This is a genomic window from Aquimarina rubra, assembly GCF_042684305.1.
GTDB lineage: Bacteria > Bacteroidota > Bacteroidia > Flavobacteriales > Flavobacteriaceae > Aquimarina > Aquimarina rubra.
This window is the reverse complement of record NZ_JBHULE010000001.1, coordinates 130,501-145,503: the sequence shown is the minus strand read 5'-3', so window position 1 is coordinate 145,503 and position 15,003 is coordinate 130,501. Positions and strand designations below refer to the sequence as shown.

The window sequence follows — 15,003 nt, the reverse complement described above, 5'->3', positions numbered from 1 at the left end:
ACTAGTTTACTATAATTTCGTCTGACCCAATTACTAAACTTTCTATTTGAATAGGATTGCCGTTAGCAGCTTCAAAAACATTATCTTTTAAAGTCAATGTCCGAGTGAATTTTCTCGGGTTTTCTACCGGATCCGATTCCTCATAACTAACCTCTACAGTACCGCTGGAACTTATAAGTTCTTTGGTAATGTTTACGCCAATAGGTGGAGTGTTATTACAAAAATATTCAACAGCATCTGAATCAGTAACAGCAGTATCATATGCTCTGAAAATTATCTGATTGTTAGTAGGGTTTAAGTTAATAACTGTTGGTGTGTCTACAGAAATATCATCAATTGCAGGAGTAATATCGAAAGCTGCATCCACAAAATTAAAAGATAATGATGAATTAGAATCTTGATCAAGTTTGTAGAAGACAAAAGAAGTTCCGTTAGTGTCAGAACAATTCAGTAATTCTGCATCAAAATCTATTGAAATGTCTATATCTATAACTTCCGTTCCCAGATCCAAAAACTCTCTTCTTATGGCTTTACCATTACCTTCTAAAGTGATGTTTCGTAGTGTCAATTTTCTATTGAAACTTTCCTGTGTTTCAGAATTTGTAGTGAGCGCTTCGTACATTATTTCCAAAGTCCCATTAGTACTGATAAGTTCTTCAGTAACACTAACATTAGCAGGAGGGACACTATTGCAAAAATAATCTTCTCCCACAATAGTAGATCCGTATTCTCTATAAATGAGTTGATTAGTACTTGCGTTTAATGTAATCTCAGTGATTTGGTTAACAGGAACGTCTTCTGCCTCCGGAGCGATATCAAACGTAGTACTGGTAAAATTAACGGATAATGACTTTTTCATTGAACTATCAATTGTATAGAAAACAAAAGTATTATCATTTTCGTTAGCACAGTTCTGAAGTTCTGGTTCAGGATCGAATTCCACAGAAAGATCTAGAATATCACCTTCACTGCAGCCGAAAATGGTAAGAATACAAATTAAAAAGCCTAATTTATTTATCATTATATTAATCTTCATTTTTTTCGGTAGTTATAGAAATAGTTTCATCTCTAAAGCCAAAAGAGAATGTATCACTCGTAAATTGATCGTTAACTTCATTAAGACTAAGATTACGAATCGTTAAGGTAGTTCTAAAAATAGTTATGACAGTGTTGTCCAGTATAGATGGATTATCCATATTAGTATTAGCTACATCTTCTGCAGTATTATTATCTAAATAATTAGGGATCCCGTCCATATCATCATCATCATCCATTGGATTATTATTACCATTAGTATCTTCATCTTTAGTTAAAATTCCATCTCCATCATCATCATCGTCTAAATAATTAGCGATATTGTCATTATCCGTATCGTCATCTCTTGGATTTCCATTGCCATCTACATCTTCATCTAAAGTTGAAACCTTATCTCCATCATCATCATCATCCAAATAATCAGGAGTGCCATCATCATCAGTGTCTGGAAAACTATCATCATTAGGATCAATATTAAAAAATTCTACACTAGTTAAAACGTTGTCATTATCATCATCCTGGTCTTTAAAATTAGGAATTTGATCACCATCTTGATCATATCCATCTTCTATCAATCCGTTAGCATCACCAATTTCCGGATCATCCATAGCATCGTCAAGATAATTTGGAACTCCATCTCCGTCGGGATCATCTTCCGGATCAATTTCATTAGGAGATTCTAAAGTAGATGCTACTCCATCATTATCATCTTCACTAACTATTACATTCGTAATAGTTGCTTCACCACCCTCACTAACAAGTTCTTCGGTTACAATAATATTGCTGTCAGGAATATTGTTACAATAATAATCTGCAGTAATCGAATTATTGAATTGTCGATAGATTAAGCTGTTATCAGAGTTTTCCAAATTAATTATGATAGGCTCTTCTGTGGTAGTTGTTTCAGAGTATCTTGCGTCACTAAAGTTGTATGATATCGCTTCATTGACGGAAGTATTTATTTTAAAGAATACAAATTCATTAGGATTTGCTCCTTCACATAGTTGAAGGTCAACATCCTCAAAATCAAAGCTAGTAACGATAATATCACCGTCATCACAAGCAGCTAATCCTAAAAAAATTAAAGTATATAAAAGCTTTTTCACATGCTGTCTTTTGAAAATTAATAACATATCAGAAAGAATTTTATTTAAAGACGAATAAAATTTCAACATGTTTACGCATCTTTAAGTTTATCTGATGTATCAGAGCAAAAATAAAGGAATTGAAAGATTATAACGTGCAGCGAGGAAAATAATTTTATTTGAATTAGATTTGTGGTTTTATAATAGGAATATGATAAAATGCATTATTAGTTACTGCATGAATCGTATTTTTTGACCTGTGAACAACTAATTTTTTAAATTTAATGCAAAAGGTTTATTTCGATAGTGCGGCAACAACACAAGTGCGACCTGAGGTAATTGATAAAATGGCTTTGGTGTTAAAAGAGGATTATGGTAATCCTTCTTCTACTCACGGATTTGGTAGGTCAGCAAAAAATCATATTGAACAGGCTCGTAAGAATATTGCAAAATATCTGGGTGTAAAAGCTTCTGAGATCATTTTTACATCAGGTGGAACTGAAGCAGATAACTTAGCCCTGAATAGTGCCGTTAGAGATTTAGAAGTACAACATATAATTACTTCCAAAATAGAACATCACGCGGTGTTACATACAGTACAAGAAATACAATCTCATACCAATATATCGGTAAGCTATGTTAATATCAATAAAGATGGTTCTATTGATTACAGCCATCTTGAAAAGTTGCTAAAAGAAACTCCAGAAAAAACTCTGGTGAGTTTAATGCACGTGAATAATGAGGTAGGTACTATTTTAGATATTCAAAAAGTGGGTGATCTTTGTAAGCAATATGAGGCTCTTTTTCATAGTGATATGGTACAATCGATAGGGCATCTGGATGTAAATCTTAGTGGATTACATGTAGATTTTACCGCGGTAAGTGCTCATAAGTTTCACGGTCCCAAAGGAGTAGGTTTTGCATATATTAAGAAAAACTCCGGTTTAAAACCATTGATCTACGGAGGAGAGCAGGAGAGAGGATATCGTGGTGGAACAGAAGGGGTGCATAATATAGCAGGAATGGATGAAGCATTACGATTAGCGTATGAGAACTTGGAAGAAGAAAAAACATATATTTCTAATCTAAAACAGTATTTTGTTGATCAATTACGGCAAAATATTGATGGTGTTAAGTTTAATGCAAACTGTTGTGATCTAGGCCATAGTACGTATACTCTAATCAATGTGTGTCTACCGATATCACAAGAAAAAGCCGGTATTTTATTATTTCAATTAGATATTAAAGGAATAGCCTGTTCTAAAGGAAGTGCTTGCCAAAGTGGCAGCAGTAAAGGCTCTCATGTGCTTGCAGAAATACTTTCTGAAGAAGATATGCTGAAACCTTCTGTTAGATTTTCTTTTTCTAAGTATAATACAAAAGGAGAAGTGGACTATGTGGTTGAAGTATTAAAGGAGTTTATAGAGAATTAAAACTTCATCCCTAATCGCACATTAAAAACCCGTTGAGTTAAAAAGTTCGGAATCGCGAATTGTTGTTGAGAAGCAGCATCCCTAACAAAAGTATTTGTAATAGAATTAAGGTTGTCAAAAAGGTTGAAGATTTCAAGTCCTACATTTAATTCTCTGAATTTATTAAAGAAACTACCTTCTTTGCGTCTTATTTTTTGATCCACTACGATATAAGAAATTCCTAAATCTGCTCTTCTATAATCACGTAACCTGGTTTGAAATGCATAAGGGTCAGCATTACTGGGTGAACCTCCGGGAACACCGGTCTGGTATACAAGGTTCAGATACATTTTTAAATTCGGAATCGTAGGAACGTAGTCTTGAAATAAGGCTCCAACTTTTATTCTTTGATCGGTAGGTCTTGCGATATAACCCCTGTCATCTAGATTTTCTTCGGTTTTTAGCAAACCGAGACTTACCCAACTTTCGGTTCCTGGAACAAACTCTCCATTTAATCGTAGATCGAATCCGGCAGCATATGCTTCTGCATTATTGTTAGCACGATATCTAATTCTTACGTTTTCTATGGTGTATGAATTAACATCTGTAAGTTTTTTATAGTATAATTCTGTGGTCAGTTTAAACGGTCTTTTCCACATCGTAAAGCTATAATCATTTCCTGCTACGATATGGATAGATTGCTGGGCCTTTACATCAGGCTGAACAGTTCCCTGAATATCTCTAAGTTCCCTATAAAAAGGTGGCTGATGATACCATCCTCCAGATAGTCTAAAGATCATATCTTTTTTCCAATCGGGTTTAATAGCAATTTGCGCTCTAGGACTGAACACGGTCTGAGATGTTTTGTTAATTCCATCTCCAGAAACACTCCAGTTATGAGCTCGCACTCCCGCATTTGCCCAAATTTCGTGTTCGTTAATTGTAGATCGATAGCTGTACTGAGCATAGCCCGAAAATCGATCTATCGTTACCATATTTGTTGCTCTTACACTGGTAAATGGAACTATCGGACTTGCATTAGGATTGTATGGCTGATCATTAACAAAGGTGCCGGGAGGACGAATAGAAAATCCTGCAGAGTCTATAACTTCATATTCCTGAATTCGATCTCTAATATCTTCGGAAGTGTATTTTATACCCCAATCTATTTGATGCTCATCAGCAATGTATGTTCCTTTATGTTCTAGATTAAATATAAGTGCATCCAGATCATTTCTGGCGTGAGTCAATTGAGAACCAATACCTTCGCTAAATTCAACTTCACCTAGATCTTCACTACCAATATCTGTATTTACTGCTCCTATGAAATAAGCCGCAAAAATATCAAAATACTCTTGTTCTTGGGTATGATAAGCAGAACCTATTAATTTTAAAGTTAAATTTTCGTTTACCTGATATGTTCCTTTTAGCGCGCCAAAATACGTTTCATATTGATCTTTTTCCTGACCGTCGTAAAAAACTGTTAACGCTATTGGGTCGGTTATGGTTCCAAAATTAGTTTGGCGTGTAAGTGGTTCGTAATCATATTTGTTGATAGCGATATTACCAAGGAAACCTAACTCGAATTTATCAGAGAAATTATAAGAAAGGTACGTCTGTACGTCTGCAAATCTAGGTCTGAAATTGGTTTCTGTTTGACGAGCATCTACTAAAAGACTATTATCTCGATATCGAACTCCTACCACTCCGGCAAATTTTTTGTCCTTTGTGATTCCAGCTGCAGATATACTACCTCCTAATAAACTTAGATCTGCTGTCAGAGCGAATCGCGTAGGTCTGCGATAGGTGATATCTAAAACAGAAGAAAGTTTGTCTCCAAATTTAGCCTGAAAACCTCCGGCAGAGAAATCCACATTTCTCACTAGATCTGTATTTACAAAACTTAATCCTTCTTGTTGTCCTGAGCGAATAAGAAATGGGCGATATACTTCTATCTCATTAACATATACTAGATTTTCATCAAAATTTCCTCCTCTTACCGCATATTGTGTACTAAGTTCATTATTAGAACTCACTCCTGGTAGGGTTTTTAATAAACCTTCTACTCCGGCATTGGCAGATGGAGTAATACGAATAGTTTCAGGATCAAGGGTAGTGATACCTTCCACTACTTTTCGTTCTCTACCGGTAATGACTACTTCACTGATTTGCTCTATATCTGTTTTCAGAACCGGGTTTAGTTCATATTCCTGATTCTCTTTTAGGTTAATAGTGAAAGTGATATCCTTTAGTCCTACATGGCTAATTTTAATTTTTATTTCTTTGTTAGCTGGGATGGTAAGTACATACACACCATTTTCATCTGTTAATGTTCCATCATCCTCATAGGATACATTAGCGCCAATAATTGGCTTGTTAGACTCATCGAGTACTACACCTTTTACAACTGCGTTTTGGGCTATTATGGTATGACTTAAAGAAACTAGAAAAAAAACAAAAAGGAAGAGAAGATTTTTCAAAGAGTATATCTATTTACGGTTTTCTAAAGAATGTTGTTTCAAATGTAGCATTATTTCCTACTTTATCTAACACAATAAGTTTAAATTTATTTTCCGTCTCCGTAATTATTTTGTCATTAAAATCATATACAAGCATTCCGGTTTTGTAATCATATTCCATTAAAATAAACTTTCCATTTATGGTAGCGCGATAACTTTGAACACCAGAATCGGCGTCATCAATCTTTATTTTCAAGAAATCAGCTTTAGACATCCATTTTTTATCAGAAACGTTAATAGGTACAATGGTTGGTTTACTTTCATCAGAGAATAAAGAATAACTTCCTAATGTTCTTGTTCTTGCAGAAAAACGATTATTTTTCTTGTTAGTTTTTACGTGGTAGTGTGTGTCTTTGTATCCTAATCTTCCGATATATAACTTTTTTTTATCTGCTTCGCTGTAATTAGAAACATCAAATACTACAGTCATATTTTTATGTAAAGGGATTTCGTCTTGATGAATTTTAATCGTATCACCATTAGCCTGAATATCCAAATAAGCATTTTCATAAAAACTACCCTTTGGGATGTAAAGATCAAAGATCCCAGAATTAAACGTAAAATTTTCTGTTGGTGTCACGAGATAGGGAGTCTTGATGATTTCTCTTGTAGTAATCTCTGTGATATTTTTCCCTTGTATAGGAATGCTAATGATGGTTGTATTATTTTTAAAATCTCTTACAAAAACCTTAGCAGTATAAGACAGGCTGTCTTCAATTTTAATAATACCCTTGTCAATAGGGTTTTTGTAAATCGTAAGCGGATTGTTTTTTTCAATAAAAAGTTTTGTAATCCTACTGCGATTCTTTTTGTAGTATTCATAATCAATTAAACGATTGATATAGCGGGTTTCTGAGAATGAAAATCGTTTCATTTCCAAAGCAAAATTTTCCTGACCATTAAGCGCTGTCGAGATTTTATAGATACCATTCTTATTGGCTGCCAGATTTTGTTGATCTATGGTAGAAACACCAATTCCTATTTTTCCGATAGCTTCGACACTTGATGCTTTAAAACTTCCATCATCTTGGGGAATTAATCTTAATTTGGCAGGTTCTTGATTGCCATTGATATGAGAGGTTTCATCCAGGCTGTATAACCAAACACTGTTGATTATTGGTTTTTTAGTATCTTTTACATCTATACCAAAACTCATTGGATTCATAGGTCTGGCCTTCGCATCCCTTATTTCAAAATGTAAGTGTGGACCACCACTGCCTCCTGTATTTCCGCTGTAAGCAATAACATCTCCCTTAGTAACAGATAGCGTTCCGGCTTTGGGAAAAAGTTCTATTTCATAAGATTCTTTGGCATATTGTCTTTTCTTAATGTAGGCCTCTATTTTAGGAGAAAATTTTTGAAGATGGGCATATACAGTTGTATACCCATTAGGATGTGATATATACATTGCTTTTCCATAACCAAAATGCGAAATTTTGATCCTACTTACCGTTCCGGTTGCTGATGCATACACCGGTAAACCTTCTTGTCCCTCAGTTTTAAGATCCAGACCAGAGTGAAAATGATTGGATCGAAGCTCACCATAAGTTCCCGACACAGCAAGAGGAATATCTAAAGGATTTATGAAATAGTCAGTAGGAATATCACTTTGACTATATCCTATTGTAAATTTTAGGATTAAAAATAATGTAATTACTCGCATAGCAGGTAAAAGTAAATATTTAAGTATTAAAATTAAAGTGATGTTAATTAAAAACTAAATGGCTATAAACTAAATACTTGATTGAAGAGTTATTGAAGCTATAAAATTAGTTTAAAAACTATTGGGTTTTTTCAATTGGTATGTTAACTTTGTGTAACGAAGTATTGCGTGAAATTATAATGAGTGATTTAATTGAAATTGTTGATTCTCTTGAGAATAGGATAAGTAAGTTACTACATAAGTATGATTTACTGAAACAACAAAACACCAATCTTAAGGAGAAAATAAAAGATTTGGAGTCTAATTCAGAACTTCAGGTTGATCAATTAAAGCAGTGGGAAGAAAAATTCAGTGCACTCAAAAATGCAAACGCAATGCTGGGCAGTGACGAATATAAAAGGGAAACCAAGCTCAAAATAAATGCCTTAATAAAGGAGATTGACGTGTGTATAGCACAATTGTCTGAGTAATTAAGATATGGCAGATAAATTAAAAATCAAATTATCAGTTGCGGATCGTGTGTATCCATTAACAATTAATCCTGATCAAGAAGAAGGATTGAGAAAAGCAGCTAAAAAGATTGAGGCTATGATTAAGCAATTTGAGCAAAGTTATGCGGTGAGAGATAAGCAAGATGTATTAGCAATGTGTGCTTTGCAATTTGCTGCACAAGTAGAACAAAAAGTTATAGATAAAGATAGTGATGAGGTACAAGTTACAGGCAGATTAAATGCCCTAAATAGTTTGTTACAGGATTATCTATCATAAACGTTCATTAAAATAAATAAGGTTACTGCCTGCATTAGTTGTTATTTTTTGATAAACTCAACAAGAATTATTTCAAAAGGGTGAGTTTAAGTTGTAAAAGCAAGCCGTGCTGATTTATCAGTATTACGGATCCTTGATCAACTTGTTAGCCCTAAACCTGTTTTTACAGAGTTTATACAAAACCCAAGCTAATGCAGGCTTTTTTTATATATAAACACTAACTAGGATTATGGATAACATTATATTTTTGATTATTGCGGCAGTGGCGGGTTTAGTGATAGGTTTTATTATTGCTAAAGTATTAGAGCGCAGTAAGGCCTCAGAAATTATCAAAAGCGCTAAAAAAACTTCACAAAGCATCATTAGAGAAGCTAAAAGTGAAGGAGAGACAATTAAAAAGGATAAGATACTGCAGGCTAAAGAAAAATTTATAGAATTAAAATCAGAGCATGAAAAAGTAATTTTATCTCGTGATAAAAAGATGGCTGAAGCCGAAAAGCGAACCAGGGATAAAGAATCTCAGGTTTCTAATGAGCTTTCTAAAGGAAAGAAATTAAGCGCTGAATTGGAACAGAAGATCAAAGACTATAATCATCGCAATGAATATCTCGAAAAGAAACAAAACGAACTAAAAAAGCTTCATAAAAGTCAGGTGCAACAATTAGAGGTGATATCAGGCTTGTCTGCAGAAGAAGCTAAAGAGCAACTGGTAGAGTCCTTAAAAGGGCAGGCAAAGACAGACGCTATGGCATTAATACAAGATACCATAGAAGAAGCAAAACTGACTGCTCAGCAGGAGGCCAAGAAAGTTATTATTAATACGATACAGAGAATAGGAACAGAAGAAGCTGTAGAAAATTGTGTATCTGTTTTCAATATTGAAAGTGATGATGTAAAAGGACGTATCATAGGTCGTGAAGGTAGAAATATTAGAGCCATAGAAGCTGCCACAGGAGTAGAGATTATTGTTGATGATACTCCTGAAGCAATTATATTATCTTGTTTTGATTCTGTAAGAAGGGAAGTAGCTCGTCTGTCTTTGCATAAATTGGTAACAGATGGTAGGATACACCCTGCTCGGATAGAAGAAGTGGTGAAGAAAACCAGGAAACAAATAGATGAAGAGATTATAGAAGTTGGTAAAAGAACGGTTATAGATTTAGGTATTCACGGTTTGCATCCAGAGTTGATTAAAACTGTAGGGCGAATGAAATATCGTTCTTCTTATGGGCAGAATTTATTACAACACTCTAGAGAAGTTGCGAAATTATGTGGTGTTATGGCTTCAGAACTTGGATTGAATCCTAAGCTAGCCAAAAGAGCCGGGTTGCTGCACGATATTGGTAAAGTTCCGGACACAGAAACTGAGGTTCCTCACGCTATTTTAGGAATGCAGTGGGCAGAAAAATATGGAGAAAAGCCTGATGTATGCAATGCTATAGGTGCTCACCATGATGAAATAGAAATGACAGCGCTCATATCACCAATAGTTCAGGTTTGTGATGCTATTAGTGGAGCTAGACCAGGAGCTCGTAGACAAGTGTTAGATTCTTATATACAGAGGTTAAAGGATCTTGAAGATATTGCATTCGGGTTTAACGGTGTTAAGAAAGCATATGCTATTCAGGCCGGTAGAGAATTGCGTGTTATTGTAGAAAGTGAAAAGGTTAATGATGAAAGAGCGGCAAGTCTGTCCTTTGAAATTTCACAAAAAATACAAACTGATATGACATATCCGGGTCAGGTTAAAATTACCGTTATCCGAGAAACAAGAGCGGTAAATATTGCTAAATAAAATATAACCACTCAGTGGTTAGAAAAAAAGGGAATCAATTGATTCCCTTTTTTTCTTCATCGGTATGAGTCTTTTTACTTTGATGTTTTTCTATAAGTTCATCCTTCCAACTAAGTGCTGATTCGATATCATCAAACCTGCGGAATTCTTTTTTAAAAAATGATCTTTCATACTTGGTCTGAATTTCTTGCATCGGATTCTTTGATACTACTGCAAACCCTAAAAGATTATGCACCTCTCCGGTTTTTATGTATACAATTGGATCTACGGAATAAGAATGAATTCGATGTGTAATATATACAAAAGGAGTTTTCTTAAAATGTTTTTCGGCGATTTTTATTAAAATGGAGTTGTTTGTAGCTGAAACAACAATACCTTCTTTCATAACCGCAATCATGTAGTTATGGTGTATTTCTAATTTGCAAAAGTCTAGGTCATAAAATCTAATCATTGGGGATTTTTAGATAGTAGATTGAAAAAAAAAGATTAGGTATGTAAGATACTTTTTAGGAGATAGAAATAAAAAAAACTTAGTGTTAAAATCCTATATTTTTTCTAATAATTGATTTTTCCATTCTAATGCTTCATTAATATCTGTGAAGTATTTTATTTTTTTTTGAAAAAACCTACTTTCTAATTCTGTTAGCTTTCTTTGTCTATGGTTTTTTGAGACAACGGCGATGCCAGCAAGACTGTCAATTTTTTCTGTTTCGTGATAAACTGTTGGATCCACTGAATATGAATTGACTCTATTGGAGATGTATACAAAGGGTTTATTATTAAAATATTTCCTAACAAATTCAAGAAGTAATTTGTTGTGCTCTGGTTTAACTAAAAAGCCTTCAGTAATAGTATTCTTTAAAAAATCCTCTTGGATTTCTACCTTAGCAAAACCTAAATCATAGTATTTTGTCATTTGTAATTACAAAACTATTATTTAAGTATGGTTAATTTTGCTGTAAGTTACAACAAAACTATTACTTATAAAAATAGCTAATTGTTTCAGTAATGGCTCTCAAGGGGAAATTTTAGAAGATTGGTTTATGATTTTTTTTTAACAATTTATCTTTCCATTGCAAAGCAGATTCTATGTTATCGAATCTTCTTAGTTCTTTACTAAAGAAAGCTTTTTCCAGTTTGGTTTGTTTTTTTTGTCTTGGGTCCTTTGATACTACTGCAAATCCTATTAAATTTTCAATTTTTGCAGTTTCTAAGTATATGGTGGGGTCTACTGCGTACGAATTGATGCGGTGTGTTAAATATAGAAAAGCTTTATTTTTAAAGTGTTTTTCCACCATTTCTAATAGAACACAGTTATGCTTAGGAGAAACAGTTACTCCCTCGTTCATTGTAACTTTTATATAATCTTCAAAAATTTCAATAAGGCCAAAATCTAATTGGTATGACGTAATCATTTGGGGTGTTGTTTTAAGAAGTGCAAATATATGCTTTAAGTACTATGAAATGTAGAAATCCTTTGCTTTGTTTGGGATTTTTCCCTTATTTTAGGTTTTGCAATATCTCTTCTGAAAAGGCGTTTTAACAGTTCAAAATCTAGCTCCGTTTACTAAGTAGTTCTTCTTTCCAAGCTAAAGCCGATTCCATATCATTAAAATGTCTAAACTCCTTATCAAAGAAAGTTTTTTCTACCAGAGTTTGTTTTTCTTGCCTGGGGTCTTCAGAAACTACAGCAAGTCCTACCAGACTCTTAATCTTTGCAGTTTCCAGGTATACAGTTGGGTCTATAGAATAAGAATTAATTCTATGTGAGATATATACGAAAGCTTTATTCTGAAAATGATTTTCTACCATTTCCAATAAAGTGTTGTTATCATTAGGGGATACTGTTATTCCCTCATTTATGATTACTTTAATGTAATCTTCGTATATCTCTGCGAGACCAAAATTTGTCTTATAAGAGGTAATCATTTGATTCCATTTCTATGTCGTAAAAATATGCTTTTAATGGCTTAGATTATGAACGTTTTACTGAGATTTAGAGTTATGGTGCAAATTTTAAGAAGTGTTTAAGGTCTTTGAAGTGTTTTATTAAGAAAAAAATAGATTTTTTTACTTCCATATCAAAAAAAAACTTCCTCGTTAAAGAGGAAGTTTTTAAATATAATACTATTTAATTTTTTAAGATTCTGCTGACTTCTCAGCTTTCTTAATATTAATTGTTAATTCATTAGAGTTCTCATCCAGATCCATATAGATACTATCGCCTTCTCGCAATTGAGAAGTAATAATCTCTTCAGCCAAAGCATCTTCAATATATTTCTGTATTGCTCTTTTTAAAGGTCTGGCTCCGTATTGTTTATCAAACCCTTTCTCAGTGATATAGTCCTTCGCCTTTTCGCTAAGTGTTAGCTTATATCCAAGACTGCTGATTCTTCCATATAATTTATCTAATTCGATATCAATGATTTTGTGGATATCTTCGCGCTCTAGCGCATTAAACACAATGACATCATCAACTCGGTTTAGGAATTCTGGAGCAAATGCCTTTTTCAGAGCATTCTCAATAACGCCTTTTGCATAACTATCGGATTGTGTCTTTTTTGCACTAGTTCCGAAACCAACACCTTGTCCAAAATCCTTCAGTTTACGTGCTCCGATGTTGGATGTCATAATGATAATTGCATTTCTGAAATCAATCTTACGACCAAGACTGTCTGTAAGATATCCGTCGTCTAACACCTGCAGCATCATATTGAAAACATCCGGGTGCGCCTTTTCAATTTCGTCTAATAGAATAACAGCATAAGGTTTTCTTCTTACTTTTTCGGTAAGCTGCCCACCTTCTTCATACCCTACATATCCAGGAGGTGCTCCAATAAGTCTTGATACCGCAAATTTTTCCATATATTCACTCATATCAATACGGATCAGTGTGTCTTCACTGTCAAAAAGCTCTCTTGCTAATACTTTTGCAAGTTGGGTTTTACCAACTCCGGTTTGTCCAAGAAATATAAAAGAACCGATAGGTTTATTTGGATCTTTCAGACCTGCACGATTACGTTGTATTGCTTTAACAACCTTTGAAACCGCTTCATCCTGACCAATTACTTTGCCTTTGATAAGACTTGGTAATTCAGCAAGTTTGTTACTTTCTGTTTGGGCAATTCGGTTTACAGGAATACCTGTCATCATAGATACTACATCTGCTACATTTTCTTCATCTACTGTTTCCTTGTGTAGTTTAGAATCTTTCTCCCATTGTTCCTGTGCTTGGCTTAGCTCTTTTTCAAGATTTTTTTCATCGTCCCGTAATTTAGCAGCTTCTTCATATTTCTGTTTTTTGACAACACTGTTTTTAAGCTCTCGAACTTCTTCCAGCTTTTTTTCCAGGTCCAATATTTTTTTAGGGACATCAATATTAGTGATATGCACTCTTGAACCGGCTTCGTCCAACGCATCAATAGCTTTATCTGGTAAGAAGCGATCAGTCATATATCTGTTGGTAAGTTTTACACAGGCTTGAATCGCCTCATCTGTATAGCTTACATTGTGATGTTCTTCATATTTCTCTTTGATATTATTAAGGATTTCTATGGTTTCCTCTATATTGGTAGGTTCTACGATTACCTTTTGGAAACGTCTTTCTAAAGCACCATCTTTTTCGATGTACTGACGGTATTCATCCAAGGTGGTTGCGCCAATACATTGAATTTCTCCTCTTGCAAGTGCAGGTTTAAACATGTTGGACGCATCCAAACTTCCCGTAGCACCACCGGCACCGACAATCGTGTGAATTTCATCAATAAAAAGAATAATATCATCATTCTTTTCAAGTTCATTCATTACGGCCTTCATACGTTCTTCAAACTGACCTCTATATTTTGTACCAGCTACCAAACTAGCTAAATCGAGTGTTACGACCCGTTTGTCAAAAAGAATTCGTGATACTTTTCTTTTAATAATCCGTAGTGCCAAACCTTCAGCAATAGCTGATTTACCAACACCTGGTTCACCAATAAGTAATGGATTGTTTTTCTTTCTTCGACTTAGGATTTGGGAAACACGCTCGATTTCCTTCATTCTTCCTACTACAGGATCTAGTTTTCCTTCTTCTGCCATAGCAGTTAAATCTCTACCAAAATTATCTAATACAGGTGTTTTAGATTTTTTGTTGGCTTTTGTTCCACCAGTTGGAGAATTAAATGGGTTCTCTTTTGATGCATCCCCTGTCATGTCATCGTCATCAGAAAATGACTCTGCTTTTGGGTTTTCTATGTACTCTTCTTCGTTAGCAATCATAAATTTAAATTGATCTTTAACATTATCATAATCTACTTTTAGCTTGTTTAAAAGCTTTGTTGTAGGATCGTTTTCGTTTCTTAATATACACAATAACAGATGTGCTGTATTTATAGAAGAACTTTGAAATAACTTGGCTTCCAAAAAAGTAGTTTTCAGAGCTCTTTCTGCTTGTCTGGTTAAGTGTAAATTCTTTTTTTCATTTGTAGCTACTGCTACGTTGGGATTTGCGGGGCTAAGAATTTCAACTTTTCTTCTCAGATTTGTTAAATCTATATCTAACGCATCAAGTATACTAATTGCCTTTCCGCTTCCATCACGTAATAGTCCTAACATTAGATGTTCTGTTCCAATAAAATCATGTCCCAATCTTAAGGCTTCTTCTTTACTGTATGCAATAACATCTTTGACTCTTGGTGAAAAATTATCATCCATATAATTAGTTTCTTTCTTTTTCTGTGTTTCT

At 34.1% G+C, this 15,003-nt stretch carries 13 protein-coding genes and 1 other RNA gene; 5 read left to right on the top strand and 9 right to left on the bottom strand.

Translation table 11 applies throughout. The annotated features are described in order from the left end of the window. Window position 1 precedes the first annotated feature (1 nt). Window positions 2-1,036 carry a hypothetical protein gene (locus ACFSR1_RS00550; RefSeq protein WP_378288578.1) on the bottom strand — a complete coding sequence of 345 codons (1,035 nt, stop codon included), beginning with the start codon at window positions 1,034-1,036 and terminating at the stop codon, window positions 2-4. Next, entirely contained in the window at window positions 1,026-2,141 is a 1,116-nt protein-coding gene (locus ACFSR1_RS00545; protein WP_378288576.1) for a hypothetical protein, read from the bottom strand. The genes ACFSR1_RS00550 and ACFSR1_RS00545 overlap by 11 nt, the downstream gene beginning before the upstream one ends. A gap of 263 nt (window positions 2,142-2,404) precedes the next feature. Between ACFSR1_RS00545 and ACFSR1_RS00540 the strand changes: the two genes are divergently transcribed. Continuing rightward, a complete protein-coding gene (locus ACFSR1_RS00540) occupies window positions 2,405-3,553 on the top strand; it encodes a cysteine desulfurase family protein (protein ID WP_378288569.1) in 1,149 nt (382 codons plus the stop codon). Here the strand turns inward: ACFSR1_RS00540 and ACFSR1_RS00535 are convergent. Then, entirely contained in the window at window positions 3,550-6,012 is a 2,463-nt protein-coding gene (locus ACFSR1_RS00535) for a TonB-dependent receptor plug domain-containing protein (RefSeq protein WP_378288567.1), read from the bottom strand. The two genes, ACFSR1_RS00540 and ACFSR1_RS00535, sit on opposite strands and share 4 nt — an antisense overlap. 13 nt (window positions 6,013-6,025) lie before the next feature. Then, on the bottom strand, window positions 6,026-7,714 hold the full coding sequence (locus ACFSR1_RS00530) for a M23 family metallopeptidase (protein WP_378288565.1): 1,689 nt from the start codon (window positions 7,712-7,714) through the stop codon (window positions 6,026-6,028). 179 nt (window positions 7,715-7,893) lie between these two features. On the opposite strand from ACFSR1_RS00530, the gene ACFSR1_RS00525 reads away from it, so the two are divergent. The 4 genes from ACFSR1_RS00525 (at window position 7,894) to rny (ending at window position 10,277) form a co-directional block, all read left to right on the top strand. Next, complete coding sequence (locus ACFSR1_RS00525; RefSeq protein ID WP_378288564.1) at window positions 7,894-8,184, top strand: hypothetical protein; 291 nt, start codon at window positions 7,894-7,896, stop codon at window positions 8,182-8,184. Between the two features lie 7 nt (window positions 8,185-8,191). Further along, window positions 8,192-8,482 (top strand): cell division protein ZapA, encoded by a 291-nt coding sequence (locus ACFSR1_RS00520; protein ID WP_378288562.1) that lies wholly within the window; start codon window positions 8,192-8,194, stop codon window positions 8,480-8,482. A 55-nt stretch (window positions 8,483-8,537) separates the two neighbouring features. Beyond that, window positions 8,538-8,656, top strand: a non-coding RNA gene (gene ssrS, locus ACFSR1_RS00515) — 6S RNA. A 55-nt stretch (window positions 8,657-8,711) separates the two neighbouring features. Then, window positions 8,712-10,277 (top strand): ribonuclease Y, encoded by a 1,566-nt coding sequence (rny, locus tag ACFSR1_RS00510; RefSeq protein ID WP_378288560.1) that lies wholly within the window; start codon window positions 8,712-8,714, stop codon window positions 10,275-10,277. Window positions 10,278-10,311: 34 nt separating this feature from the next. Here the strand turns inward: rny and ACFSR1_RS00505 are convergent, their stop codons facing one another. From ACFSR1_RS00505 to ACFSR1_RS00485, 5 genes are all read right to left on the bottom strand, one after another. Further along, on the bottom strand, window positions 10,312-10,728 hold the full coding sequence (locus ACFSR1_RS00505; protein ID WP_378288558.1) for a hypothetical protein: 417 nt from the start codon (window positions 10,726-10,728) through the stop codon (window positions 10,312-10,314). Window positions 10,729-10,821: 93 nt separating this feature from the next. Next, complete coding sequence (locus tag ACFSR1_RS00500; RefSeq protein ID WP_378288556.1) at window positions 10,822-11,193, bottom strand: SpoIIAA family protein; 372 nt, start codon at window positions 11,191-11,193, stop codon at window positions 10,822-10,824. Window positions 11,194-11,305: 112 nt separating this feature from the next. Then, complete coding sequence (locus ACFSR1_RS00495) at window positions 11,306-11,692, bottom strand: hypothetical protein (protein ID WP_378288554.1); 387 nt, start codon at window positions 11,690-11,692, stop codon at window positions 11,306-11,308. Between the two features lie 139 nt (window positions 11,693-11,831). After that, a complete protein-coding gene (locus ACFSR1_RS00490) occupies window positions 11,832-12,206 on the bottom strand; it encodes a hypothetical protein (protein ID WP_378288552.1) in 375 nt (124 codons plus the stop codon). 210 nt (window positions 12,207-12,416) lie between these two features. Beyond that, window positions 12,417-14,972: an ATP-dependent Clp protease ATP-binding subunit gene (locus ACFSR1_RS00485; RefSeq protein WP_378288550.1), complete on the bottom strand. Its 2,556-nt coding sequence runs from the start codon at window positions 14,970-14,972 to the stop codon at window positions 12,417-12,419. Window positions 14,973-15,003: the final 31 nt, after the last annotated feature.